Consider the following 26,055-nt stretch of genomic DNA (forward strand, 5'->3'; position numbering starts at 1 on the left):
GGGAGAATGGAACGTGCTGCATCGATATTTGCCAATGACCGAAGAAGATAAGAAGGAAATGCTAAAAGCAATTGGCGTTGACTCGATTGATGATTTGTTTGCCGATATTCCGGAAAGCGTGCGCTTCCGCGGCGAGTTAAACATTAAAAAGGCGAAGTCGGAGCCGGAGCTGTTCAAAGAATTGACCGAGCTTGCTGCGAAGAACGTCGATGCGAAAAAATACGTCTCTTTTTTAGGAGCGGGAGTGTATGATCATTATATTCCGGTCATTGTCGACCATGTCATTTCCCGTTCTGAGTTTTATACGGCATATACCCCGTATCAGCCGGAAATTTCGCAAGGTGAGCTGCAGGCGATTTTCGAATTTCAAACGATGATCTGCGAGCTGACCGGTATGGACGTGGCTAACTCGTCAATGTATGACGGCGGCACGGCGCTCGCGGAAGCGGTGCTGTTAAGCGCTGCGCATACGAAACGGAAAAAAATATTGCTGTCGAAAGCCGTCCATCCGGAATATCGCGATGTCGTGAAAACGTATGCGAAAGGACAGCGCCTTGAGGTGGTTGAAATTCCGTTTGCAGGCGGCATTACTGATTTAGAAGCGCTTAAGGCGGAAATGGCCGACGATGTCGCTTGCGTCATCGTCCAATATCCGAACTTTTTCGGACAAATTGAACCGCTAAAAGACATCGAGCCGATTGCACATGGTGAAAAAAGCATGTTTGTCGTTGCCAGCAATCCGCTCGCGCTCGGTGTGCTCACCCCGCCGGGGCAGTTTGGCGCCGACATTGTCGTCGGTGATGCGCAGCCATTTGGCATTCCGATGCAATTTGGCGGACCGCATTGCGGTTATTTTGCCGTCAAAGCGGCGCTGATGCGGAAAATTCCGGGCCGGCTTGTCGGACAGACGACCGATGAAGAAGGACGGAGAGGGTTCGTATTGACGCTGCAGGCGCGCGAGCAGCACATTCGCCGTGATAAAGCGACGTCCAACATTTGTTCGAACCAGGCGCTAAACGCGCTTGCCGCGTCGGTGGCGATGACGGCGCTCGGCAAAAAAGGCGTCAAAGAGATGGCGATGATGAATATTCAAAAAGCGCAATATGCGAAAAATGAACTAGTAAAACGCGGTTTTGTCGTGCCGTTTACCGGTCCATTCTTTAACGAATTTGTCATCCGCTTGTCCAAACCGGCAGGAGAAGTCAATAAGCATCTTTTGGAAAAAGGCATCATTGGCGGATACGACCTCGGCCGCGATTATCCAGAATTGGCGAACCATATGCTTATCGCGGTCACGGAATTGCGGACAAAAGAGGAAATCGACACGCTTGTGAAAGAATTGGGGGATTGCCATGCATAAAGATCAGCCGCTTATTTTTGAAATCAGCAAACCAGGTCGCATCGGGTACAGCTTGCCGGAATTGGACGTTCCGGCTGTCGATATCGATGAAGTTGTACCTGCGGATTATATCCGCACGCAAGAACCGGAACTTCCGGAAGTATCAGAACTCGATATTATGCGCCATTACACCGCTTTATCGAAACGAAACCATGGCGTCGATTCCGGTTTTTACCCACTCGGTTCGTGCACGATGAAATACAATCCGAAAATCAATGAAAACGTCGCCCGCTTGTCTGGGTTTGCCCATATCCACCCGCTTCAGCCGGTAGAAACGGTGCAAGGAGCGCTGGAATTAATGTACGATTTGCAGGAGCATTTAAAGGAAATTACCGGCATGGACGCCGTGACATTGCAGCCGGCCGCGGGTGCGCATGGCGAATGGACGGGTCTGATGATGATTCGCGCCTATCATGAGGCAAACGGTGATTTCCAGCGGACGAAAGTAATTGTTCCTGACTCTGCCCATGGCACGAACCCGGCTTCGGCGACGGTCGCCGGCTTTGACACGGTGACGGTCAAGTCGACGGAGAATGGGCTTGTCGATTTGGAAGATTTAAAACGCGTCGTCGGTCCGGATACAGCGGCATTGATGCTGACAAATCCGAACACGCTCGGCCTGTTTGAAGAAAACATTTTAGAAATGGCGAAAATCGTTCACGAAGCCGGCGGAAAGCTGTATTATGACGGAGCGAACTTAAACGCGGTGTTAAGCAAAGCAAGACCGGGGGACATGGGCTTTGATGTTGTCCATCTCAACTTGCATAAAACGTTTACCGGCCCGCACGGCGGCGGTGGTCCTGGCTCCGGCCCAGTCGGGGTCAAAGCTGACCTTATTCCGTTTTTGCCGAAGCCGGTCGTGGAAAAAGGTAAAAACGGCTATTATCTCGATTATGACCGCCCGCAGTCCATCGGCCGTGTGAAGCCGTTTTACGGTAACTTCGGCATCAACGTCCGCGCCTATACGTATATTCGTTCGATGGGACCGGACGGGCTGAAAGCAGTCACCGAATACGCGGTGTTAAACGCCAACTACATGATGCGCCGCCTTGCCGAATATTACGATTTGCCGTATGACCGCCATTGCAAGCACGAATTCGTGTTGTCCGGCAAACGGCAAAAGAAACTCGGCGTCCGCACGCTTGATATCGCGAAGCGTTTGCTAGATTTCGGTTTCCATCCGCCGACGGTTTATTTCCCGCTTATCGTCGAGGAATGCATGATGATCGAGCCGACGGAAACGGAATCCAAAGAAACGCTCGATGCGTTTATCGACGCGATGATTCAAATCGCCAAAGAAGCGGAGGAAAATCCGGAAATTGTGCAAGAGGCGCCGCATACGACCGTTGTCAAACGCCTCGACGAAACGACAGCGGCGCGCAAGCCGATCTTGCGCTATCAAAAACAATAAAAACGAATGTCACAGGCGATTCATTCCGCTCGGAATGGATCGCTTGTTTTTGTATATTAATCATAGACAGAAAAATTAGAAAAAATAATTATTTTGGCGTTTACGCTTCTGTCATCAAGACGGGAGAAATTCATGTCGGAGACGAAGTGTATCTTTTAGATTAATGGGAGTAATGTCCATATCTCAAACAGACAGTTCCTTTCTCTGCAAAGAAGATGAATGCATCTATATTTTATTGACATAAAAACCATATTAGTTTAGTATATAAACTAACATTATTAAACAGAAGCAGTAAGTCGTTTTTATTTTGCATACCACAGTAGGAAGAAAAGATGAAATATAGAAGACTGGAGAGTAAGCAAGTGAAATCGGCTTTGGCCATAGACGATCGGCGGATCATGGGAAAAAGTAAACGACGAAGAATTGTGGCGTGCGTTTGCATATGTCATCATACAGCAGATGTCGACGTATATTGGTCAGAGGCTCATCCGCCTATTTGCGCGGCATACTATAAATAAAGTTTGCAGAAGGAAGACGGTATATGGTGCGAACAGGAAATATAGGACTCGTCAAAAAAATCAATAAACATATCGTATTAAAGCTGATTCGTGAAAAAAATAATATTTCGCGGGCGGAGATCGCCAAAATCACCGGATTAAACAAGGCGACGGTATCAGCGTTAGTCGATGAATTAATTTCCGAACATTTTGTCAGTGAAAGCGGAATTGGCGTTTCCACCGGTGGCCGCCGGCCGCTCATGCTCCGCTTTAACGAAGCGGCTGGCTCATTGATTGGCATAGAGTTAGGGGTCAACTACATTTATGCTGTGTTAACTAACTTAAACGCCGAGATCATTTGGGAAAAGATGTGCCATTTCCGCGCCAATGAAAAGCAGGAAGCAATCATTGAAAAAATGATCGCGATGATTCACGAAGCCATTCGCCATGCGCCAACTACTCCGTATGGAATAATGGGCATCGGCATTGGCGTGCCGGGGATTGTGAATACAGAGGAAGGACTTGTTATATTTGCACCAAACCTTCATTGGGATCATGTTGCTCTTGCTTCCATTCTTCAAAAACAATGGCCAAATTATCCGATTATTATTGAAAACGAAGCAAAACTGGCGGCGCTTGGCGAAAAATGGTTTGGCGCCGGCAAAGAGTTTGCGAGTTTTGTATATGTCAGCGCCGGAATTGGGATCGGCGCCGGAGTCATCATTCACAACCAGCTATACCGCGGGATTGATGGCATTGCCGGCGAAATCGGCCATCATGTCATTGACGTTCACGGCGTTCGCTGCAACTGCGGCAATAACGGATGCTGGGAGATGTACGCGTCAGAAAAGTATATTCAGCGCCGGCTCGAGCAAGAAAACTATCATTCCATGCTAGAAGACTTTTCCGTAGAAAAAGTGCGCGCATTAGCCGAACGCGGCGACAAGCAAATGGCGCAAATATTAGCGGAGGTCGGCCGCTACCTGGGAATTGGGATTTTACATATCATTTATGCGTATAACCCGGAAGCCGTTATCGTCGGCAGTACGATTGGCAAGGCGGGCAAATGGGTGCTGGAGCCGGCACGGGAAGAAGTCGAAAAAAGGATATTGGTGAAAAATGGGAACGGCCCGTTCATTATTCCATCGCAGTTATTCGAAAAAAGCTGTGCGATCGGTGCCGTGGCTTCCGTATTAGAAAAAGTAGTGATGCCTTCGGAGTTAGAAGTCATTTCATAGCAGTCTAAACCAGGTGCCCTAAAAGTTTTTCGGGGCATCGCTTTTTTTTTTAATAATTTATAATTTTGTACAATAGAGTATCATTCTGGTAACGAAAGAAGATGAGCAGTCAGGAATAAGGGGGAGTGTCAGTGGCAAAAACGATACAATCCGTTGCGAAAGTGATACTGGAATGCCTCGCTGCCATTTTAGGAGTAGTGATCGTCAGCGGTTTGCCCAACTTATTTCATAATATTTCGATCAATATAAAGGAATATGTAAAAACGTTAGGGTACATCAGCATGAAGCTTATTCATCCGCTAAGTATCGAATATGGAATGAATAGAAAAGTATTCCCGCAAATTCTTATTCATTATCGGGAGTCGCTCCTACTATGTGGATTGGCAATCGTGGTAGCACTAGTATTAGCATGGGGGATAACGTATATCACGCTGCTTTTCTTTCGGCGCAATATGGAGCGAATCCAAATGATATTAGCTTTTTTCGAGTCCTTACCCGATCTATTGATTATCGTGACCTTTCAGTTAATCGTGATCGCAATATTTAAAAAGACCGGCTGGCTCATTTTTCAGCTTGCTTCTGTCGGAGAGGAAAGAAGCCTTTTTTTGCCTGTTATTTGTCTGAGTATTCCGATTTCTCCGTTGTTTGCAAAGCTGCTTTTGCAGCAATATGAAAATGAACTTCGCAAACCATATGTAGAATATGCTTTTTCGAAAGGGTTGTCTTTTTTCTATATTCTGAATAAGCATGTGCTGCGGAACGTAGCGCTAGGATTGCTTTATTATTCGAAAACAATGATTTGGTGTATGCTTTCGAACTTGATTATGATCGAGTATGTATTTAACGTGAGTGGCATTACTGCTTTTTTGATTGAATATCATACTCCGGAAGTGTTTGCACTCGGGGTGTTATTATTATATATCCCGGTCTTTCTATTTTATAAAATCTTTTATTTGTTTCTTCCACAGATGTGGAAAGGGGAGAAGTAGCTTGATTCGTATATTGATGCGGGACAAGTTATTTATGCTGGGGTTCCTTTTTGTCAGCATATTGCTCCTATTAAGTTTATTAAACAGCATGATCAATGATGGGAACATTCGGCAAGTACCAATTCTTTTTGATAAAAACGGTAATGTCATCGGCGCTCCTCCTTTTGCGCCTTCTCTTCGTTTTCCATTAGGGACTGATCGCAATGGATATGACATGCTCTATATTATTATACAAGGTGCAAAATTTACTATAGGAATCGCTTTACTCATCACGATGTTGCGCATGGCTTTGTCGATTATGATCGGTGGGACGTTAGGCGTTTACTGCAAAAAATGGATCCCAAAACTGGAAAACTTCTTTGATAGTTTTACTGTCGTTCCATTAACGTTAATCGCGTACTTTATTTTAGTCAATGTGCTGTGGATGCCGATCGACGGGTTTCCGCATCCTTTTTGGAAACGGGCCGTATTTGAAGTATTTGTTCTGACGGTTCTTGCTCTTCCAACGTTGTCATTTTATATTGCCAATGATATACGGAGAGTGTATAGAGAAGAGTTTGTTCAAGCGGCTAAAATATTAGGCGGTTCCAAATGGCATATTTTCAAAGTGCATGTGCTTCCGCATGTTTTGGAAAATTGGGTGCTGCTGTCTATTCAGCAATTCATCCAAGTATTAATGGTGTTGGCCCACCTAGGAGTGCTGCAATTATTTTTTGGTGGCACTTATGTCGACTATATGCAGATGGATCCTCCGAAAACGATTTCCTATGAATGGTCAGGACTCATTGGTGACAGCTATCCATTCATAAGCATCTATCCTTGGATTCCGCTTGTACCGATCGTGTTTTTTTCGTTAACGATTATTGCGGCACAACTGATGTTAAATGGGGTGAAAAGAGCATTTGTCTCAAAAAATGTAGTAAAAACGACGGACCTGTCATAAGAGAATGGTTTATTTGCATTATAGATGAAGAAAAACGAAAAGGATAGATGGCAAGCTTGCAGCTGCTATCTATCCTTTCTAGCTATTATTAAGCTTTTTTCTTGATTTTGCCCGTCCACGTTTTAAAACCGCCTTTTAAATGGTACAAATCGCGGTAGCCTTTGCGGTACAGCATTTGCGCGGCGCGGCCGCTGCGCAGCCCGTTTTGGCAGTATAAATAAATCGGCTGATCCTTCCGCAGCTCTTTCATGCGCATGCGCAGTTGGGTCAGAGGAATATTGCGCGCCCCTAAAATATGTCCAGCTGCAAACTCATCCGGTTCACGGACGTCAATTAATTGCGCTTTGCGGTAACCGGCGCGGAATTCTTCTTCCGTCAACGCTTTCACCATTTTTCGCTGCATCAAGAAGGTGACGACTGAATAAACGATAATCGCGCCGAGAATGATCAATAGTGCGTTCACAAGCCAGTCCTCCTTTTTGTACATTCGCTAACATCTATTATATAAAGGTTGCTATTTGGAAGCAAAGCATTTTCACAGCAACTCTATGAAAGGAAAGGGGAACTTTTTTCACGATATAGCGTTTTTCTTTCCATGTTCCGTTTTGTTTGCTAAACTAGTAAACGCGAACTTAAAAAAAGAAGGGTTGAAAGATGGCAAAAGAAGTATGGCGCTTTATTGATTCGGGCTATTGTACCCCATCGTTTAATATGGCGCTTGATGAAGCGCTTTTAGATTGGCATAGCGAAGGAAAAATTCCGCCGACGATTCGCTTTTATGGCTGGAATCCGCCGACGCTATCGATCGGTTACTTTCAAAAAGTCGAAAAAGAGATTGATTTAGAAGCGGTAAAACGCCATGGCCTCGGGTTTGTGAGACGGCCGACAGGAGGGCGCGGCGTTCTCCATGATAAAGAGCTGACATATAGTGTGATTGTTTCCGAAGAGCATCCGGATATGCCAAAAACGGTGACCGAGGCGTATCGGGTGATTTCGCAAGGAATTTTAGAAGGGTTTCGTTTTCTCGGCTTAAATGCCTATTTTGCCGTGCCAAGAACGGAAGAGGAAAAAGCGGATTTAAGAAGCCCAAGATCCGCCGTCTGTTTTGATGCGCCGTCATGGTACGAGCTCGTCGTCGAAGGCCGCAAAATTGCCGGCAGCGCGCAGACGCGGCAAAAAGGGGTTATTTTGCAGCACGGCTCGATTTTGCTTGACTTGGATGAAGATTTGCTTTTCAGCTTGTTTAAATATCCAAACGAACGGGTAAAAGAGCGTCTGCAACGCAATTTTAAAAACAAGGCGGTGGCGATTAACGAACTGACCGACCGCAAGATTACGATCGAAGAAGCGAAAGAAGCGTTTTATAAAGGATTTGAAAAAGGGCTTGATATCGTACTGGAACCGTATACATTATCGCCGGAAGAGCTCGAATATGTTCATGAGTTAGCGCGTACGAAATATGAAAGCGATGAATGGAATTTCAAACGCTGATTGGCAACATGGAAAATCATTCGTTTATCGGCAAAAACGGCGGGATTTTTCCGTTTTTCTCCTTTTTCCGCCGTTTTCTATTGTTTTTTTTATTTGACAAAATGAAAAATATTTGACCTAAACACAATATATAGTATGTTTTTTAGTGAAAAACATACTATATATTGTTTTTTTATGGTTAATATGGTAAGGTAAAAAAGACAGGACATGCAGGCAGAAAAGTGATGAAGAAATAGAAAGAAGAGGAGAGATTGAAGAATGACGGTCGCGTCTTCAGAAAAAATGAAAATTGATATCGAAAAGCTGAACGAGGATATTCGCCTGTTTCCGCAAGTGCATCCGATTACGGAGGACATGAAAATTACGCATAAAGGCGTTTCTCGTTTAGTGATGTTGGACCGCTACTCATTTAAAGATACGGAAAAATTGACGTTGGGAGTCGGCGATTTTGTTGTATTGACGATTAAAGAAGATCCGAAATTCCCGGCCCGCGGCTTGGGCTTTATCGTCGATATCGATTGGGCAGCGAAAAAAGCGAAAGTGCTCGTGGAGGAAGAATATCGGCACGTGCTCGAAGGAGAAGAAGCAGAGACGGGAATCGTCGTCCGCTCGCTCGATATTATCGACAAACCGCTAGAAATCTTTTATGAACAAATCGCCAAACGCAATGCGACAGGTTTAGCGGCGGTGGAAAAAACGGAGGAAAAACGGAAAGAGTGGTTTGAAAAGTTTTATCAAGAACTTGTCAGCTTAAACTTTGTGCCAGCGGGACGGGTATTGTATGGCGCAGGGTCCGGCAAAGAGGTGACGTATTTTAATTGTTATGTTATGCCGTTTGTGAAAGATTCGCGCGAAGGGATTTCCGAGCATCGCAAACAAGTGATGGAGATTATGAGCCGCGGCGGCGGCGTCGGCACGAACGGTTCGACATTGCGTCCGCGCAACACGTTAGCGCGCGGGGTGAACGGTAAATCGTCCGGGTCGGTTTCTTGGCTTGATGATATTGCAAAATTGACCCACCTGGTTGAACAAGGTGGCTCCCGCCGGGGCGCGCAAATGATCATGTTGGCCGACTGGCACCCGGACATTATCGAATTTATCGTATCGAAAATGCAAAACCCGCGCATTTTGCGCTACTTGATTGAAAATACGGAAGACGAAGGCATTAAAAAAGCGGCACAAGACAAATTGAAATTCACGCCGCTTACCGAGCGGGAACGCGCGATGTACCAAGCCATCGTCAATTATAAAAACGCACCGGGCTACGGCGGCTTCAGTGAAGAGATTATTAAAGAGGCCGAGGAAAAATTGCGGACAGGCGGTACATACACGGTCCACAACCCAGACTTTTTAACAGGAGCCAACATTTCCGTCTGCCTGACGAAAGAATTTATGGAAGCTGTGGAAAAAGATGAAGAGTACGAACTTCGCTTCCCGGATGTCGAAACTTACTCAGAAGAAGAAATGCGGATTTACAATGAAAAATGGCACGAAGTCGGCGATGTGCGTGAATGGGAGAAAATGGGATACCGCGTGCGTGTGTACCGCAAAATTCGTGCCCGCGAGCTTTGGAAACTGATTAATATTTGTGCGACGTACTCCGCGGAACCAGGCATTTTCTTCATCGATAACGCCAATGACATGACGAACGCCCGAGCGTACGGTCAAAAAGTGGTTGCGACCAACCCGTGTGGTGAACAACCTCTCGCACCATATTCCGTCTGCAACCTGGCCGCCATTAACTTAGCGAATATGGTCGATAAAGAAAAGAAAGTCGTCGACTATGAAAAATTAAAACGTACCGTCGAAATCGGCGTAAGAATGCAGGACAACGTCATTGACGCAACGCCGTATTTCCTAGAAGAAAACAAAAAACAAGCGCTCGGGGAGCGCCGTATCGGTCTTGGCGTTATGGGATTGGCTGATTTGCTCATTTACTGCGAGAAAGAATACGGTTCCGAAGAAGGAAACAAGCTGGTCGATGAATTGTTTAAAACGATTGCGACAACCGCATACCGCGCTTCCATTGAACTGGCGAAAGAAAAAGGCAGCTTTCCGTTCCTTGTCGGGGAAACGGAAGAAGAAACGCAAAAACTGCGAGAAGCGTTTATTAACACCGGCTATATGAAACGGATGCCGGAAGATATTCGCCAAGACATTTTAAAATACGGCATTCGCAATTCGCATTTGCTGACCGTGGCTCCGACGGGATCCACTGGGACAATGGTCGGGGTTTCCACAGGACTTGAACCATATTTTTCCTTCTCTTACTACCGCAGCGGTCGTCTCGGCAAGTTTATTGAGGTGAAGGCCGATATCGTTCAAGAATATTTAGACAAGCATCCGGAAGCAGATCCGAACAACTTGCCGCACTGGTTTGTCACGGCGATGGATTTATCGCCGGAAGCGCATGCCGATGTGCAATGCATCATTCAGCGCTGGGTCGATTCGAGTCTGTCGAAAACGGTGAACGCGCCGAGAGGATATACCGTTGAGCAAGTGCAAAAGGTGTACGAACGTTTATGGCGCGGGGGCGCAAAAGGCGGCACCGTGTATGTGGACGGAAGCCGCGACGCGCAAGTATTGACGCTGAAAGCGGAAGAAAACACAATCGAAGAGCAGCTCGAACTGCTCCCGGAAGAAAAAGAGGACAAAGAAACAAAGCGCGCCGTTGTCCTCGTCGATACGATTCAAGATTTGCGGGCAACCGATGTAACGATCGGCTCCGAAGTCGGCAACATTTGTCCCGTTTGCCGTGAAGGTACGGTCGAAGAAATCGGCGGCTGCAACACATGCACGAGCTGCGGCGCACAGCTAAAATGCGGGCTGTAAGCAAAAATAAGCAGAGAAAGCTGGCTTCAACCATGAGGCCAGCTTTTTTCATTCATAAAAGCATGGAAAAGAAAATATAGTAGTATGAGGCGTAATTACTGACTAAGGGGGATAACAATGCTGATCCATGTTGTGCAGCGGGGGGAAAACCTTTGGGCGATTGCCCAACGCTACGGGGTGCCGCTCGAGCGAATCGTCGCGGCCAATGAGCTGAAAGATGCCAACCGCCTCGCGGTCGGGCAGGCGCTCGTCATTCCGGTTCCGTATCGCTATCATACCGTTCGTCCGGGAGAAGCATTATGGATGATCGCCAGACGATACGGCGTTTCGCTGGATGCGATTGTTCGGGCCAACCGAATCAGCAACCCTTCGGTTCTTTACCCAGGAACGGTTCTTCTTATTCCACCAAGAACACACACGGTGCAGCGGGGAGAAACGTTGGCACAAATCGCCACGCGGTATGGGACGACCGTGCAAGAGATCCTGCGAGTCAATCGGATTGCCGATCCAAACGTAATTTCCCCCGGCATGGTATTAACGATTCCTCATTCTAAGCAGATCATTGAAGCGAATGCGTTTACGATTGATCCAGGAGAAAAAGGAGCGCAGGAAGTCCGGGAAGTAGGCCGCCATTTAACGTACGCATCTCCGTTTGCGTATACAATCAGAGCAGATGGCGGGCTCAATCCGTTCAATGATGCAGCCATCATTCAGGCAGCAACGGCAGAAAGGGTCGTTCCAATGATGGCGATCACCAATTTTACGTATAAAGATCCGGGATCCAGATTGGCGCGGACGATCCTTTCCGATACACAATTACAAAACCGGCTGCTTGACAATGTTGTCCGTACGATGCGGGAAAAAGGATATCGCGGGTTGAACATTGATTTTGAAAACGTCTATCCGTCTGATCGCGAGCGATATAATCAGTTTTTGCAGCGCGCTGTGGAGCGGCTTCATCGCGAAGGATACTTTGTTTCGACTTCTCTCGCTCCAAAAACAAGCGGGGAGCAAAAGGGATTATTATACGAGGCGCATGACTACCCAGCCCATGGGAGAATTGTCGACTTTGTCGTGCTGATGACGTATGAATGGGGATACCGGCTTGGCCCGCCGCAGGCGATTTCCCCGGTTCATCAAATTAGAAGGGTGCTCAATTACGCGGTCAGCGTGATACCAAGAAATAAAATTTTTATGGGATTTCAAGTTTACGCACGCGACTGGGTGCTTCCACACGTACAAGGGCAAGAGGCGGAAACGTTCAGTCCGCAGGAAGCAGTAGAACGCGCCATTCGTTATGGAGCAACGATTCAATACGATCCAATCGCCGCATCGCCGTTTTACCGCTATGTCGACAGCCAGGGGCGGACGCATGAAGTTTGGTTTGAGGATGCCCGCAGTGCCCAGGCAAAATTTGAGTTGGTGAAAGAATATCAGCTAAGAGGAGTTAGCTATTGGGTGCTTGGTTATCCTTATCCGGAAAATTGGGTGCTGTTAGAGGACAATTTTCAAATTCGCAAGCGATGATAAATGGCCTTTTCCAACGAAGGTGCGTGTAAGCGGGTCACTCCGACAGCACGCGCTTTTTTTCGTTTGTGGGGAGGTTGTTTATAGCTGCTGCAATTCGAGCCGTTTCTTTATTTGATGAATTTCCGCGTCATGTTTTCCGGTTTTTGCGCTTAAATAGTCGATGTCGATTTTCGCGTTTCTCCAGTCATTGGAAAGCAGCTCAAACATCCGGCGGTGCTCGGCCAATTCTTCTTCGATTTTTTTGAAATGACTTCTTGTTTCAATAATGAAATTGTCTAGTTTTTCTTCCCAACGTTGTTGCCGCTCTTCTAACCGCTGCTGTTGCTCTTCCAATCGTTGTTGTCGTTCTTCCAATCGTTGTTGCCGCTCTTCCAACCGTTGTTGTCGCTCTTCCAATCGTTGTTGTCGTTCTTCTAATCGTTGCTGCCGCTCTTCCAACCGCTGCTGTCGTTCTTCCAAGCGAAGTTGATTTTCTTCGAGCCGCTGTTGTCCCTCTTCGAGACGGCCAAGCCGCTCATGAATCGGCTGCAGCTCTTCTTTTAAAACGGAACGAAACAATTCGATTAATTCTTGCGCCATTTTGTGTCCCTCCTTTCTATTGACTCCATTGTACCATTGCCGGAATGGAATGTCATGATGGATAATGGGGGAGAAAAGAAGTTTTTTAAAAGAGGCGGAGGAGAAATGAATGATTCATCAAATGGGATTGTATGAGAGACCTTTCCGTTCCATCCAATCCGGAAAGAAAACGGTGGAAGTGCGGTTATATGACGAAAAACGCCGCGGCATTCACGTCGGGGATATCATCGAATTTGTGAAAGTGCCTGATGAAAAGGAAACTGTAAAAGTAAAAGTGATGGCATTGCAGCCGTATGAAACGTTTGCCGATATGTATCGTGATATTCCGTTTTCTTTTTTTGACTGTGAAGGATGGACGATGGAGGAAATGCTCGAGGCCACATATGCCATTTATACGAAAGAACAAGAGCGGCAATGGGGGGCGTTAGCCATCCATATTCAATTGCTGGAGGGATAGAAAATGAGAGGAGAAGATAAAGATGTCGCTAGAGATTATTTCTGAGCGGTTTCGCCGTTTTGCCATTCGTGAATGCTGTGGGTCTAGTGAACTGTACGAACAGCTGTCATTAAACGTTGCCGAAGATGAGGAACTGTTGCGACTTGCTTCAGCCGCTCGAAGCGGCCAGCCGATTCCGAACTTGTTATTTGGAGCGGTTCATTATTTATTGCTCAAAGGATATATGCATGAGCTGCGTGAATTTTATGGAAGTATAGTCGACCGGCCACGAAACCCGCAGCACGCTTTCCCTTATTTCCGCGATTTCTGTATCCGCTATCAAGAAGACATAACAGCGATGCTGACAAGTAAACTCGTGCAGACGAATGAAGTTCGGCGTTGTGCGTATTTGTATCCGAGTTTTTGTTTTATTTATGATATGGTCAAAAAGCCTCTATCGCTTATTGAAATTGGCACAAGCGCCGGTTTGCAGCTGGCGTGGGACAAGTACCGATACGATTACGGTTTGCCCGTGACATACGGAAACCCGCATTCCAATGTTTTGATTACCTCCGAAATTCGCGGAGAGCGTTTGCCATTTTTGCTGCCGAAAAGTCCTCCGGTTGCGGAGCGTATAGGGATTGATTTGCATGTGAATGACTTGCAAAACGAAGAAGACCGATTATGGATGCAAGCGCTTATTTGGCCGGAGCATAAAGAGCGGCGCGAATTGTTTCAAAAAGCCGCCCGCTGCCTGCAGCAAACACCTGTCCGCTTTGTAGAAGGAGATGGAATATCGCTCTTACCTAACATGGTAGCTACAATTCCAGAAGATACTATTATTTGCGTGTTTCACACCCATGTGGCGAACCAAATCCCTGATGAAGCAAAACAGCTTCTCATCAAACAAATCCGGGAGATTGGACAAACAAGGGATATTTTCCATCTATATAACAATATGTGGGACGCAAAGCTTCATCTTGACTACTTTATCGATGGCATCGAACATAACGAAATTGTCGCAGAAACAGATGGACACGCCCGTTGGTTTCGCTGGGAGCTTGATCACAACTAATTTAACATATTTACCGAGAAGCCTCCCACCTCTAAACAGAGTGTAGGTGGGAGAGGTTCATTGGAAAGGCAGAACAGCGTCATTTTCCAGTCTATGTGAATGAAATATGAACAAAGATTTGCTATATTGTTGTAAGGCAATATCATATCTGTAACAATATTTGGTACCGTCAAGAAGTTCGATTCGGGAAAAGCTGGGTTATGCATCATCTCACAATCATTTGGTTATAGTAATTTATATCATAAAGGATGAGGGAAGCATGATATCGAAAAAGTCAAAGCAACCAAAGAAATCAAAGCGCTTAGCTAGTTTTTCGCTTGCGGTTATGGGAACTGGCTTTGTCGCAACTATTCCTTTGCAAGGATCGTTTCTAGGTGGCTTACTGCAAGGAGGCTTTGAGGCGGGGCTTGTGGGTGGATTAGCCGACTGGTTCGCCGTTACTGCCTTATTCCGGCATCCATTGGGACTGCCCATCCCCCATACGGCTCTTTTGCCTAAAAACCGGGAAAGAATGACAAAAGCTCTCGTCTCTACACTTGAAAATGACTGGCTTTCAAAAGAAAGTATTAGAAATAAAATCAAACAAATCAATTTTACAGAGAAAATACTGCCTGTTCTTGAGAGAGAGCTTCATTCAGATTCAGTTAAAAAGGGCGCTGTGTCACTCGTCGCACAAATGATCAGTCATATCAATCTTGAAAAAATTACTCCTTTTGTTGAAAAAGAAATAAAGTCTGCTTTTCATTCCATTGAAATGAGCACTGTCCTTCAGTCTGCCATCAATCAAGTACTCATTCGTGAATATGATGAGAAGGCGTTAGATTATCTGCTTGGCAAGGCAGAGGAATGGATAAGGAAAAGTAACACGAAGAATCAACTCGGCAAACTAGCAATATGGGCGCTTGACAATATAAAGTTAGACGGTTTTCTGCAGTTTGCGCTAAAGTCTTTTCAGAATCTATTGAATGAAGAAAAACTCGGCAGCATACTGCAAACCCTTCTTCTTAGTGTTGTAAGCAGTTTGCGCCAGACCGATGATACGAACAGGAAGGCTTTGCTTTTACATGTTCGTACGGAATTGCAAAACATAAAAAACAATAAGGAGCTGTTGGAAGAAATCGAAAATTGGAAGAACCATCTTATTGCTGATTGGGAACCTGCTGAAAAAATAACCGAAATGTTGCAGAAAACTCAGCAGAAAGCATTGGCCTTTGTTCAAAGCAGCAAGTTTATGGATACGTATCTTCTTCCCTTTTTAACACGCTTACTGAACAAACTAAAGGAAGATCCAGCAACAATCAATATCATTGATAATTGGATAAAAAAGGAAATTGATAATTTTGTTGAAGAGAATCATTCAAAAATAGGCAAGCTTGTACAGGAGAATCTAGATAAGCTAGATGATGAAACGCTTATTCATACGATGGAAAATAAAATCGGAAAAGACTTGCAGTGGATTCGGGTGAATGGAGCGATTTGCGGTTTTATTATCGGGATTTTTTTAACGGGAATCAAAGCGCTGATTTAATGGTGCAGGCTCAAATAGCAAAAAATGAATGGATTACATTCTGTTCGTAATGAAAAACTTTATGACAAATTTTAATAAATGACGATGTGCTGCTATATCGCCGAATTTTTTCTGGGAAGCAACGGTGCAATCTTCCTTGTCATTTTAAGCCTTCATGATATAATAATACTGATTGCTATTTTTTTCTTACAATGGTTTACGGGAGGGGACAGAAATTGCCGACACCAAGCATGGAAGATTATATTGAACAAATATATATTTTAATTGAAGAAAAAGGATATGCCCGCGTATCTGATATCGCGGAGGCATTGTCCGTACATCCCTCCTCGGTGACAAAAATGGTGCAAAAATTGGACAAGGATGAATATTTAGTATATGAAAAATACCGCGGTTTAGTGTTGACGTCGAAAGGAAAGAAAATCGGCAAGCGGCTTGTATATCGCCACGAACTGCTCGAGCAGTTTATGCGCATTATCGGCGTGGATGAGGAAAATATTTATCGCGACGTCGAGGGAATTGAACACCATTTAAGCTGGAACGCGATCGACCGCATCGGCGATTTAGTGCAATATTTTCAGGAGGATCCCAACCGCATTGAGGCGCTTCGAAACATTCAAAAACGAAATGAGCAAGCAGAAGAGTAAGGGGAAATCTTACTCTTTTTTTATTGCTGTACTAAATTGAGGTTCTCTCTCTTACATATATACAAATGGCAAGTAAGGGGGAGACAGCATTGGACATTGACATCGTGTTTTCCGGAGGTGGAATAAAAGGATTTGCGTTCCTTGGCGCTTACGAAGCGATTGAAGCAAAAGGATTGCGCTGGAAACGGCTTGCTGGGACGAGTGCGGGGGCGCTCATTGCCGCGTTGATCGCCGCGGGTTACACAAGCAAGGAAATGATTGAGTTGCTGGATGGATTGGAACTGCAGTGTTTTCTGGATGAGCGGAAATATCTGTTGCCATTTTCCGTATGGAAATGGGTGCGAATTTATTGGCGAATGGGATTGTATAAAGGTGAAGCGTTGCAACAATGGCTAGAAGAGATATTGGCGGCACGGGGCATAAAAACATTTGCCGATTTGCCAAAAGAAAGTTTATATATTGTTGCATCGGATGTAACAAATGGACGAATGCTGATTTTGCCGGATGATTTGCCGCAATACGGGATGGATCCGGCATCGTTTCCTGTCGCAAAGGCGGTGCGGATGAGCATTAGCATTCCATATTTTTTCGAACCGGTCAAATTGCAGACGAAGGAAGGAAAATGTGTTATCGTCGACGGAGGCGTGCTCAGCAATTTTCCGCTTTTTTTATTCGATGAGGAAAAGAAAGTAAAAAAACGACCTGTTCTTGGCATACAGTTAAGCGCGAATCTGGTGGAAAGGCCGAAACGAAAAATTAACAATGCGATTGATTTATATGAAGCGCTGTTTGTCGCCATGAAAGAAGCTCATGACGCCCGTTATATCTCGCGGCGCCATGAAAAAAATATTGTGTTTCTTCCTGTTAAAAATGTTTTATCCACGGAATTTTCCATCACCCCTGAAACGAGAGACCGCTTAATTCGATATGGAAGAGAAAGAACGGAACAATTTTTAAAAAAATGGACATATTGAAACAAGAAGCAGGTATGCCACAGAGGACACAGAAAAAAAGAATCAAGCTAAAAAGACGCTCGATTCTTTTTTTTGCCTTTTTTTCCGTCGATGACCGTTAAATGGGTCGTTGTCGTTCGTTTTCTCAGCGGTCGTTTCATCTTTAAATGCGCATTGTTTGTTTTTTGTTTTCGCACCGCTTGGGGATGGAGTTTTTTCGATTGACGCACCGCTTTTAAATAGGCAAGATGGTCTTTGTTTGTACGGCGTTTATAGATAAAGTGATAGAAAACGTATATTACCGCGATGACAAGCATTACGAACAAGATTTTGCGAAACAGGGCAGTTGGATGTGCGAAAAGCGTGTATAGGATGCCGAGCACTCCAAGAAAAAGGGTAATCCCGACAAGCGGATGAATGGTACCGCGCCGCAATGAGTCCACCCCCTTACATGTTACTGGACAGCTTTTGTTTCCATTTTGATGTTTTCTTCTAAACGGAGCAGCTCTTGGAAGGAAGCGATCGCCACTTCCACTTGGTCATCGGTCGGCTCTTTCGTTGTCAAAAGCTGCAGCCATAACCCCGGATAGCCGAACCAGCGTAAAACGGGGATATCCCTCAATTTATTTGTAAACTGCAACACCTCAAATGAAACGCCAAGCACGACCGGAATGAGAGCGAGCCGGTTGACGACTCTTAGCCAAAGCGGATCTGTCGGCACAAACATATAGACAAAGATGCCGACGATGACGGTGAATAGAATAAAGCTGCTGCCGCAGCGGTAGTGAAGCCGGGATGAACGCTGAACATTTTCTACCGTAAGCGGCAACTCCGCTTCATAGGCGTTGATGACTTTATGCTCTGCGCCATGATATTGGAAAACGCGTTTTATAAGCGGCGTCATCGAAATAAAGTAAATGTACGCGAGAAGCAAAACGAACTTAAATGCTCCCTCGAGCAAAATTTGTGCCATTTTCCCCGGAAACAGCGGCTTAAAGCATGCTGCTAAAAAGACGGGAACGAGCGTAAAAATCGTTTTGGCAAATAGAAAGGACAACACGCCGACGACTGCTACACCAAGGACGAGAGAAAGTTTGGACGAATCCGCTTTCGCTGTTTGTAATGCTTCCTCTTCACCTGGGTCGAGATCGTAGCGTTCACTAGCAAACTGCAAATGTTTTGCCCCGTTTGCGCTCGCTTCAATAATCGCGACGATGCCGCGAACAAACGGAATTTTTTTAAGAAACGCGAGCGTCGGATTAGCCTGGCGCGGCAAACGAAAGTATTCAATGGTGTGATCTTTGCGGCGAATGGCAGTGACAGAATATGTTTTTCCGGCAAACATGACCCCTTCGATCACCGCCTGGCCGCCGTACATTGGTTTTGCGACTTTTTCCATTGTTGACACCAACCTATTTTTTTTATCTTTATTATTTTATTCTACAAAAAACGTCTAGAAACCTCTAGGTTGATGTTAATATTATAATTTCCAAAAATTTCAGCGTTTACACCTTCAGACGTTGCAATTTTTGCCCTTCTATTCATGACTTCGCGAATAACCGGTCATACTACGTACAAGGGGGTGTAAAATAAAATGGCGGAAAATCCAGAGCAGCTCGAACAAAATCAGAAAGAACGGCCGATGTCTCTTTTGCTGAAAACAGTTATTACTGGATTTGTTGGCGGCGTGTTTTGGAGCTTGATTGGATATTTAGCGTATTTCTTCCATTTCAGCGAAATAAGCCCGAATATGATTTTGATCCCATGGGTGGCCGGTGATTGGAAACATGGAAAGATTGGCAATTATATCGCTATTTTGCTCATTGGATTATTATCCATATTAGTCGCCCTCATTTATTATGCTGCATTAAGGCGAATAAAAGGAATGTGGGCGGGCGTACTGTATGGCGTTGCCTGGTGGCTGATCGTATTTTACGTATTGAATCCTCTCTTCCCTAATTTAGAAACAGTTTCCCATTTGCAGCGAAATACAATTATTACAACGTTGTGCCTGTACATTTTATATGGTGTTTTCATTGGATACTCCATTTCATTTGCAACACAGGAAATGAATCGGCAAACACAATCAACAACAGAGTAGTAAGAAGCGTTGGCTTTATGGTAAAATAAAGAATGTTTCAATATTTCTTTCGCTAGATTAAAGGAGTTAAGAATATGGCTCATCTTCTTCTCATTAACGGTCCGAACTTGAATCTTCTTGGCAAGCGGGAGCCGCATATTTACGGAAGCACAACGCTTCATGAGCTAGAGCAAGAGCTGATATCGTTTGCAAGCGAGCATGGGGCCGAACTGACTTGTTTTCAAAGCAATCACGAAGGCGCGATTATCGACCGTATTCAGGAGGCGGAAGGAAAATACGATGGCATCATTTTAAATGCGGGCGCGCTTACGCACTATAGTTATGCGATTCGCGACGCGATCGCCAGTGTCAGCGTCCCGGTGGTGGAAGTACATATTTCCAATATTCATGCGCGCGAGCAGTTTCGCCATCAGTCTGTGATTGCTCCGGTTGTCGCCGGACAAATTGTCGGTTTTGGATTAATGGGCTATCGGCTAGCCATTTTAGCATTATTACAAAAGTATCCCGTGACTTAAGTCTTGAGATGAAGTGGAAAACGGTTTTGAACCGAGCCGACAGGGCGCTAAACGCCAGTGAGGTATTTGTCCATGAAAATTTCGCGGAACAAGAGGGAGTGCCTGCACGCAGGTGTAGGAAATTTAGTACGTCAGAACCCGCCGGCTTAAGTCGTGCGGAGGTTTAGAAATACAGGGAAGAGGAGATTGAAGAATGGAAAAACTTGAAAAATTACGTGCGTTGTTTGACGAACATGATATTGATGGCCTGCTTGTCACCAATCCGTACAACCGCCGCTATATTACCGGTTTTACAGGAACGGCCGGCGTCGCGGTCATTAGCAGGGATAAAGCGGTGTTTATTACCGATTTCCGCTATGTTGAGCAGGCATCCAAACAAGTGCAAGGCTTTGAAATTGTCCAACATACCGGACCGATTGTCGAGGAGGCTGCAAATCAAATCGCCCGCCTTGGCATTCAAAAGCTCGGCTTCGAGCAGGAAGATGTTTCGTTTGCGACGTTTAAGGCGTATGAAAGCGCTGTAAAGGCGGAACTCGTCCCAACTTCGTATGTTATTGAAAAGTTGCGCTTGATTAAGTCGGAATCAGAGATTAAGATATTAAAGGAAGCAGCGGAAATTGCCGATGCGGCATTTGAACACATTCTTTCCTTTATTCGTCCGGGTGTAAAAGAAATTGACGTGGCGAATGAGCTGGAATTTTTTATGCGCAAACAAGGTGCGACTTCCTCTTCGTTTGATATCATTGTCGCATCTGGCCACCGCTCTGCATTGCCGCACGGAGTGGCGACTGAGAAAGTCATCGAAAAAGGCGAACTCGTTACCCTTGATTTCGGCGCCTATTACAAAGGATATTGTTCCGACATTACAAGAACGATTGCTGTCGGTGCCATTAGCGACGAGTTAAAAACGATTTATGACATTGTGCTTCAAGCGCAGTTGCGCGGCATGAGCGGCATTAAGCCGGGAATAACCGGAAAAGAAGCCGATGCGCTGACGCGCGATTACATTAGCGAAAAAGGCTATGGTGAATATTTCGGCCATTCCACCGGCCATGGAATTGGCCTTGAGATTCACGAGGGACCGGCGTTATCCGTTCGTTCCGATGTCGTGCTGGCGCCTGGCATGGTAGTTACCGTGGAGCCGGGGATTTATATCCCAGGACTTGGCGGCGTGCGCATTGAAGATGATACGGTTGTCACGGAAAACGGCAATGAATCGCTCACTCATTCGCCAAAAGAACTGATCATTTTATAAATTTATCGTGTGGGAGGATTTTAACGGATGATTTCAGTGAACGATTTTCGCACAGGATTAACGATTGAAGTAGATGGCGATATTTGGCGCGTCATCGAATTCCAGCACGTCAAACCAGGAAAAGGGGCAGCGTTCGTCCGCTCGAAGCTTCGCAACCTTCGCACGGGTGCGATTCAAGAAAAAACGTTCCGCGCCGGCGAAAAAGTAAACCGCGCCCAAATCGATACGCGCAAAATGCAGTATTTATATGCCAACGGCGATCAGCACGTATTTATGGATATGGAAACATATGAGCAAATCGAACTTCCAGCGAAACAAATCGAACATGAATTGAAATTTTTAAAAGAAAACATGGAAGTTTATATCATGATGTACCAAGGCGAAACGATTGGGGTAGAACTTCCAAACACTGTCGAATTAAAAGTAGTAGAAACAGAACCAGGCATTAAAGGCGATACCGCTTCTGGCGGATCGAAGCCAGCGAAGCTGGAAACTGGTCTTGTCGTACAAGTTCCGTTCTTTGTCAACGAAGGCGATACGCTCATTATCAATACGTCAGACGGCACATACGTGTCCCGTGCCTAACCTTTATGCTCCTTGCGTTTTTGGCAAGGAGCTTTTTGTTAAAGGGGGTTTTTGGAAGCCTTGACGTCCTATTCGCTAACAGTCGCGCTTTTTATAAAAAAACGATGACAACATTAACGATATTCCAAGTGGTACATAACCACCTATCGCCAAAGATTGATTCGGTACAAGAGGTGAATCATCGAACAGACCGAACACCCCAACGCACCCCAATATAGCAAACATACATCCGGCGTAAAATGTGATTTTTCCGAACGTAGAAAGTTTCCTCATGATTTCCCCCCTTTTTGTTTTTAGAAATTATTTACAACCTTCCTCTATTTCCATTATGAAACTATTTCCACAAACATGTCCATACCTTAAGGACTCATTGCCGCAAAAGAAAAAAATCCCTTCTGAAATTGCCTGTTCCGGCATACGTTTGTACTAACCATCTCATTTTTTAGGAGGAGTACATGAAACGTTGGCTATCAAGCATCGAACCAGCCGTTTTGTCAATGGCAGGAATGCGGTTACTGTCGGCGGTGATGGAGATGATCGCTGCTCTTGCCATGCTGCTGTTCAATGATGTCAAAAAGGCATTGGTTGTCAATGCGATCCTTGCTGTGATTGGACCGACTATTTTTATTGTCACGATGGCGATCGGCCTGTTTTCTTTAGCGGACGAGCTTTCTTTCGCGAAATTAGGTTTGATCGCTTTAGGGGTCATTCTTATTCTCATCGGTATTTATAAGTAAGTCATAAATTCTTTTTCCGTCCCATACATATGAACTAGTCCAACAGGGAGGGGAATGAAATGCAAGCGATATGGGATATGCTTCCAAAAACGATTGCCGCCATACTGCAGCAACAGCCTCCTTCATGGCATGAACAGGTGGAAGAAATTCGCATAAGGGTTCTTCGGCCATTAGAAATTATTGTGAAAGGAAAGGCTCAATTTCTCCCATATGAAGTGACTTACGAAGATGGAATGCATTTGCTTAATAAATTGAGCCAATATTCGATTTATGCAATAGAAGAAGAACTGAAACGCGGGTTTATTACCGTACAGGGAGGCCATCGTGTTGGACTAGCAGGGAAAGTCGTAACCGAGGGCGGAAGCGTGAAAGCGATTCGTCATGTGACCTCTTTCAATATCCGCATTGCGAAACAGAAGATCGGCATCGCTGAACCGCTCGTGCCGTATGTATATGACGGCCGTTGGCATAATACAATGATCATCGGTTCGCCGCAGACAGGGAAAACGACGCTGCTGCGCGACGCGGCACGGATGATCAGCACCGGGGTTCGGGCAAAACATATTCCATCGCAAAAAGTAGGAATTGTTGATGAACGTTCCGAAATTGCCGGGTGTGTAAAAGGCATCCCGCAATTTGAATTAGGCAACCGTGTCGATGTGCTTGACGCATGCCCGAAAGCAGAAGGAATGATGATGATGATCCGCTCGATGAGCCCGGATGTACTGATCGTTGATGAAATTGGCCGCGCCGAAGATAGCGAAGCGATTTTAGAAGCGGTGAACGCTGGGGTATGCATATGGACGACGGTTCACGGAAGGAATTGGAAAGATGTGCTGCAGCGTCCGACATTGCGCCCCATTATCGAACAAGGGGTATTTGAGCGATTTGTTGAACTGACGAACGAATTCGGGCCGGGCACGGTAAGACGCATTACGGATGCGCATGGAACGGCGCTGTATGAGCGGACGGTGAAAAGCAGATGAAGCTGATCGGCGCAATGTTGATTCTCCTTACGACAACGTGGTTTGGATTTGAAGCGGCGCGAATGCTCAAGGAGCGTCCGAGGCAGTTGCGCCAGTTGAAAGCGGCACTCAAGGTGCTAGAAGCAGAAATTATGTATGCGCACACTCCGCTATCTGAAGCCGCGCTGCATATCAGCAAGCAAATATCGCTGCCGCTTTCCAAACTGTTCGAGCAATTCGCTGCCAAGCTGCAAAAGGAAGAAACGAGCGTTCAGCAAGCGTGGGAAGAAAGTTTGCAAACGGTATGGAGTTCGACGGCGCTCAAACAAGGGGAATTAGAGATTATGAGGCAATTTGGGGAAACGCTCGGACAGTACGACCGCCTGACACAGCAGAAACAAATCGCGCTGGCGCTCGTTCATTTAGAGCGGGAAGAGGCCGATGCGCTCGAAAGGCAGGCGCGCTATGAAAAAATGGCGAAAAGCTTAGGGGTTCTTACAGGATTGCTACTCGTGATTTTACTGATTTGAACAGGAGGCAGAACAAAATGGGCATTGATGTGGATATTATTTTTAAAATCGCTGGCATCGGAATCGTAGTGGCTTTTTTGCATACGGTGCTCGATCAAATGGGGAAAAAGGAGTATGCGCAATGGGTTACGCTGCTTGGCTTTATTTACATTTTGTTTATGGTCGCCTCGATTGTCAGCGACTTGTTTCAAAAAATTAAAGACGTATTTTTGTTCCGCGGTTAGGAGGGATGGGCGATTGAAATTTTACAAATTGTCGGTCTTGGTTTGATTGCCACGTTTTTAGTCGTGCTGTTGAAAGAACATAAATCGAGCGTTGCCTTTTTGCTAACGGTATTTGTCGGCTGTGTTATTTTCCTGTTTCTCGTCGACAAAATCAGCGCGATTTTAAATATGCTGCAAAAAATGGCAGCTAGCACCAAAATTAACATGGTTTATTTGGAAACGATTTTGAAAATTATTGGCATTGCCTATATTGCGGAATTTGCCGCGCAAATTTCCAAAGACGCCGGTCAAGGAGCGATTGCCTCGAAAATTGAATTGGGGGGAAAAATTATTATTTTGGCGCTGGCGATCCCGATTTTAACAGCGATCATTGAAGCGGTCATCAGCTTGATTCCTGCGTCATGACAGGAGAATAGGGGGTGATGAATTGATTCGAAAAATCATAACGGCGGCAAGTTTCTTTTTCTTCTTTTTATCCCCGTTTGTTGTACAAGCTTCCTCTTCTAATGAGCAATTGGTGCAAAAGCAAATCGAACAGCTCGATGTCAGCGAAATTCGTCAATTTTGGGAAGATATTGTCACGAAATACGGCGGTTTTTTGCCGGAAAGTCAAAAAGGATCGCTTACGGATTTTTTAAGCGGCGAAAAAGAATTGTCATTAAAAGAATGGCTGGTCGCGTTGGTGAAATTTCTTTTTTACGAATTGCAAGTAAACGGAAAATTGCTAGGAACGTTAATTTTATTAACGGTGTTTAGCATGGTGCTGCAGTCATTGCAAAACGCGTTTGCGCAACAAACCGTCAGCAAAGTCGCCTATGCCGTTGTTTATATGGTGCTGCTGATTATTGCGTTAAACAGTTTTCGCCTCGCAATGGACTATGCGCTTGACGCTGTAAGGACGATGAGCCATTTTATGATCGCGATGCTTCCTTTGCTGCTGGCGCTGCTGGCGTCTTCCGGAGGAGTGGTATCGGCAGCGTTTTTTCATCCGATTATTTTATTTCTGATGAATACGACGGGAACGATTGTTGAATATGTAACGTTGCCGTTGTTGTTTTTGGCCGCGCTTTTAAGCATTGTCAGCACGCTGACTGATCATTATAAAGTCACACAGCTAGCGGAGCTGCTGACGAAAATTGGCGTCGGGATACTGGGAGTCATTTTGACGGTTTTTCTTGGAGTCATGTCGGTAAAAGGAACGACATCGGCGATTGCTGATGGAATTGCGCTGCGGACGGCGAAATTTGTGACGGGAAACTTCATTCCTGTTGTTGGCAAAATGTTTACCGATGCGGCGGATACCGTCGTGACCGCCTCGATGTTATTGAAAAATACGGTCGGTATAGTCGGCGTTGCCATTTTATTGATCATCGCCGTGTTCCCAGCGCTGAAAATTTTTTCCATTTCGTTGGTGTACAAAATTTCCGCAGCAATCATGCAGCCTTTAGGGGGAGGGCCAGTCATTTCTTGCCTCAGTATCATGAGCAAAAGCATTGCCTATGTACTTGCTGCGCTGGCTATCGTCTCGCTGATGTTTTTCCTTAGTTTGACCATTATTATTACGGCCGGAAATATTACGATGATGGTTCGATAGGGGG

General features: G+C 45.4%; 28 protein-coding genes and 1 pseudogene. 25 read left to right on the plus strand and 4 right to left on the minus strand.

Annotated features, from left to right (window positions below):
- Positions 1 to 13: 13 nt before the first annotated feature.
- The 6 genes and pseudogenes from gcvPA to AC1WMD_RS05855 all read left to right on the plus strand — a co-directional run bounded on the left by gcvPA (position 14) and on the right by AC1WMD_RS05855 (position 6,477).
- Entirely contained in the window at positions 14 to 1,360 is a 1,347-nt protein-coding gene (gene gcvPA, locus AC1WMD_RS05830) for an aminomethyl-transferring glycine dehydrogenase subunit GcvPA (protein ID WP_043905458.1), read from the plus strand.
- Complete coding sequence (gcvPB, locus tag AC1WMD_RS05835; RefSeq protein WP_494256262.1) at positions 1,353 to 2,810, plus strand: aminomethyl-transferring glycine dehydrogenase subunit GcvPB; 1,458 nt, start codon at positions 1,353 to 1,355, stop codon at positions 2,808 to 2,810. The genes gcvPA and gcvPB overlap by 8 nt, the downstream gene beginning before the upstream one ends.
- 80 nt (positions 2,811 to 2,890) lie before the next feature.
- Positions 2,891 to 2,974: pseudogene (locus AC1WMD_RS05840) on the plus strand (MOSC domain-containing protein); the annotation flags it as partial.
- A gap of 377 nt (positions 2,975 to 3,351) precedes the next feature.
- Positions 3,352 to 4,545, plus strand: coding sequence for an ROK family protein (locus AC1WMD_RS05845; RefSeq protein WP_494256263.1), 1,194 nt, complete (start codon positions 3,352 to 3,354; stop codon positions 4,543 to 4,545).
- A 131-nt stretch (positions 4,546 to 4,676) separates the two neighbouring features.
- A complete protein-coding gene (locus AC1WMD_RS05850) occupies positions 4,677 to 5,534 on the plus strand; it encodes an ABC transporter permease subunit (RefSeq protein ID WP_494256264.1) in 858 nt (285 codons plus the stop codon).
- 1 nt (position 5,535) lies between these two features.
- Entirely contained in the window at positions 5,536 to 6,477 is a 942-nt protein-coding gene (locus AC1WMD_RS05855) for an ABC transporter permease (protein ID WP_043905455.1), read from the plus strand.
- Between the two features lie 88 nt (positions 6,478 to 6,565).
- Here the strand turns inward: AC1WMD_RS05855 and AC1WMD_RS05860 are convergent, their stop codons facing one another.
- Entirely contained in the window at positions 6,566 to 6,940 is a 375-nt protein-coding gene (locus AC1WMD_RS05860) for a rhodanese-like domain-containing protein (protein WP_494256266.1), read from the minus strand.
- A 191-nt stretch (positions 6,941 to 7,131) separates the two neighbouring features.
- On the opposite strand from AC1WMD_RS05860, the gene lipM reads away from it, so the two are divergent.
- The 4 genes from lipM (at position 7,132) to AC1WMD_RS05880 (ending at position 12,327) form a co-directional block, all read left to right on the plus strand.
- Entirely contained in the window at positions 7,132 to 7,968 is an 837-nt protein-coding gene (gene lipM, locus AC1WMD_RS05865) for an octanoyltransferase LipM (protein ID WP_043905453.1), read from the plus strand.
- A complete protein-coding gene (locus AC1WMD_RS05870) occupies positions 7,950 to 8,084 on the plus strand; it encodes a hypothetical protein (RefSeq protein WP_260676077.1) in 135 nt (44 codons plus the stop codon). The genes lipM and AC1WMD_RS05870 overlap by 19 nt, the downstream gene beginning before the upstream one ends.
- A 142-nt stretch (positions 8,085 to 8,226) precedes the next feature.
- Positions 8,227 to 10,800: a vitamin B12-dependent ribonucleotide reductase gene (locus AC1WMD_RS05875; protein WP_494256268.1), complete on the plus strand. Its 2,574-nt coding sequence runs from the start codon at positions 8,227 to 8,229 to the stop codon at positions 10,798 to 10,800.
- Between the two features lie 117 nt (positions 10,801 to 10,917).
- Positions 10,918 to 12,327, plus strand: a complete 1,410-nt coding sequence (locus AC1WMD_RS05880) for a glycoside hydrolase family 18 protein (protein WP_494256269.1) — start codon at positions 10,918 to 10,920, stop codon at positions 12,325 to 12,327.
- 81 nt (positions 12,328 to 12,408) lie between these two features.
- Here the strand turns inward: AC1WMD_RS05880 and AC1WMD_RS05885 are convergent, their stop codons facing one another.
- Positions 12,409 to 12,909, minus strand: coding sequence for a hypothetical protein (locus tag AC1WMD_RS05885; RefSeq protein WP_494256271.1), 501 nt, complete (start codon positions 12,907 to 12,909; stop codon positions 12,409 to 12,411).
- Between the two features lie 109 nt (positions 12,910 to 13,018).
- On the opposite strand from AC1WMD_RS05885, the gene AC1WMD_RS05890 reads away from it, so the two are divergent.
- The 5 genes from AC1WMD_RS05890 to AC1WMD_RS05910 all read left to right on the plus strand — a co-directional run bounded on the left by AC1WMD_RS05890 (position 13,019) and on the right by AC1WMD_RS05910 (position 17,566).
- Positions 13,019 to 13,366 (plus strand): ASCH domain-containing protein, encoded by a 348-nt coding sequence (locus tag AC1WMD_RS05890; RefSeq protein WP_494256272.1) that lies wholly within the window; start codon positions 13,019 to 13,021, stop codon positions 13,364 to 13,366.
- 22 nt (positions 13,367 to 13,388) lie between these two features.
- On the plus strand, positions 13,389 to 14,420 hold the full coding sequence (locus AC1WMD_RS05895) for a DUF2332 domain-containing protein (protein ID WP_494256273.1): 1,032 nt from the start codon (positions 13,389 to 13,391) through the stop codon (positions 14,418 to 14,420).
- 259 nt (positions 14,421 to 14,679) lie between these two features.
- A complete protein-coding gene (locus AC1WMD_RS05900; protein ID WP_043905447.1) occupies positions 14,680 to 15,948 on the plus strand; it encodes a DUF445 domain-containing protein in 1,269 nt (422 codons plus the stop codon).
- 215 nt (positions 15,949 to 16,163) lie between these two features.
- Positions 16,164 to 16,592 (plus strand): transcriptional regulator MntR, encoded by a 429-nt coding sequence (mntR, locus tag AC1WMD_RS05905; protein ID WP_043905446.1) that lies wholly within the window; start codon positions 16,164 to 16,166, stop codon positions 16,590 to 16,592.
- Positions 16,593 to 16,681: 89 nt separating this feature from the next.
- Complete coding sequence (locus tag AC1WMD_RS05910; protein ID WP_494256274.1) at positions 16,682 to 17,566, plus strand: patatin-like phospholipase family protein; 885 nt, start codon at positions 16,682 to 16,684, stop codon at positions 17,564 to 17,566.
- Positions 17,567 to 17,613: 47 nt separating this feature from the next.
- On the opposite strand, the gene AC1WMD_RS05915 is transcribed toward AC1WMD_RS05910, so the two are convergent.
- The gene (locus tag AC1WMD_RS05915) at positions 17,614 to 17,979 is read right to left on the minus strand and encodes an SA1362 family protein (RefSeq protein ID WP_043905444.1); all 366 of its coding nucleotides are present in this window, start codon (positions 17,977 to 17,979) and stop codon (positions 17,614 to 17,616) included.
- Between the two features lie 20 nt (positions 17,980 to 17,999).
- The gene (locus AC1WMD_RS05920; RefSeq protein WP_043905443.1) at positions 18,000 to 18,944 is read right to left on the minus strand and encodes a DUF1385 domain-containing protein; all 945 of its coding nucleotides are present in this window, start codon (positions 18,942 to 18,944) and stop codon (positions 18,000 to 18,002) included.
- Between the two features lie 195 nt (positions 18,945 to 19,139).
- Here AC1WMD_RS05920 and AC1WMD_RS05925 point away from each other — a divergent pair, with 195 nt between their 5' ends.
- The 10 genes from AC1WMD_RS05925 (at position 19,140) to spoIIIAE (ending at position 26,051) form a co-directional block, all read left to right on the plus strand.
- Positions 19,140 to 19,646 carry a YqhR family membrane protein gene (locus AC1WMD_RS05925; protein ID WP_043905442.1) on the plus strand — a complete coding sequence of 169 codons (507 nt, stop codon included), beginning with the start codon at positions 19,140 to 19,142 and terminating at the stop codon, positions 19,644 to 19,646.
- A gap of 74 nt (positions 19,647 to 19,720) precedes the next feature.
- On the plus strand, positions 19,721 to 20,161 hold the full coding sequence (gene aroQ / locus AC1WMD_RS05930) for a type II 3-dehydroquinate dehydratase (RefSeq protein ID WP_494256275.1): 441 nt from the start codon (positions 19,721 to 19,723) through the stop codon (positions 20,159 to 20,161).
- A gap of 193 nt (positions 20,162 to 20,354) precedes the next feature.
- A complete protein-coding gene (locus tag AC1WMD_RS05935; protein WP_494256276.1) occupies positions 20,355 to 21,416 on the plus strand; it encodes a M24 family metallopeptidase in 1,062 nt (353 codons plus the stop codon).
- Positions 21,417 to 21,443: 27 nt separating this feature from the next.
- Positions 21,444 to 22,001 (plus strand): elongation factor P, encoded by a 558-nt coding sequence (gene efp / locus AC1WMD_RS05940; RefSeq protein WP_043905439.1) that lies wholly within the window; start codon positions 21,444 to 21,446, stop codon positions 21,999 to 22,001.
- A gap of 455 nt (positions 22,002 to 22,456) precedes the next feature.
- Positions 22,457 to 22,738 carry a YqhV family protein gene (locus AC1WMD_RS05945; protein WP_043905437.1) on the plus strand — a complete coding sequence of 94 codons (282 nt, stop codon included), beginning with the start codon at positions 22,457 to 22,459 and terminating at the stop codon, positions 22,736 to 22,738.
- 59 nt (positions 22,739 to 22,797) lie between these two features.
- Positions 22,798 to 23,724 (plus strand): stage III sporulation protein AA, encoded by a 927-nt coding sequence (spoIIIAA, locus tag AC1WMD_RS05950; protein ID WP_043905436.1) that lies wholly within the window; start codon positions 22,798 to 22,800, stop codon positions 23,722 to 23,724.
- Positions 23,721 to 24,233, plus strand: coding sequence for a stage III sporulation protein SpoIIIAB (spoIIIAB, locus tag AC1WMD_RS05955; RefSeq protein WP_043905435.1), 513 nt, complete (start codon positions 23,721 to 23,723; stop codon positions 24,231 to 24,233). Before spoIIIAA ends, spoIIIAB begins: the two co-directional genes overlap by 4 nt.
- Positions 24,234 to 24,250: 17 nt before the next feature.
- On the plus strand, positions 24,251 to 24,457 hold the full coding sequence (gene spoIIIAC, locus AC1WMD_RS05960; protein ID WP_043905434.1) for a stage III sporulation protein AC: 207 nt from the start codon (positions 24,251 to 24,253) through the stop codon (positions 24,455 to 24,457).
- A gap of 18 nt (positions 24,458 to 24,475) precedes the next feature.
- Positions 24,476 to 24,862: a stage III sporulation protein AD gene (gene spoIIIAD / locus AC1WMD_RS05965; protein ID WP_088124186.1), complete on the plus strand. Its 387-nt coding sequence runs from the start codon at positions 24,476 to 24,478 to the stop codon at positions 24,860 to 24,862.
- 22 nt (positions 24,863 to 24,884) lie between these two features.
- Entirely contained in the window at positions 24,885 to 26,051 is a 1,167-nt protein-coding gene (gene spoIIIAE, locus AC1WMD_RS05970) for a stage III sporulation protein AE (protein WP_043905432.1), read from the plus strand.
- Positions 26,052 to 26,055: the final 4 nt, after the last annotated feature.

Source organism: Parageobacillus sp. NEAU-HV-2, from assembly GCF_059115485.1.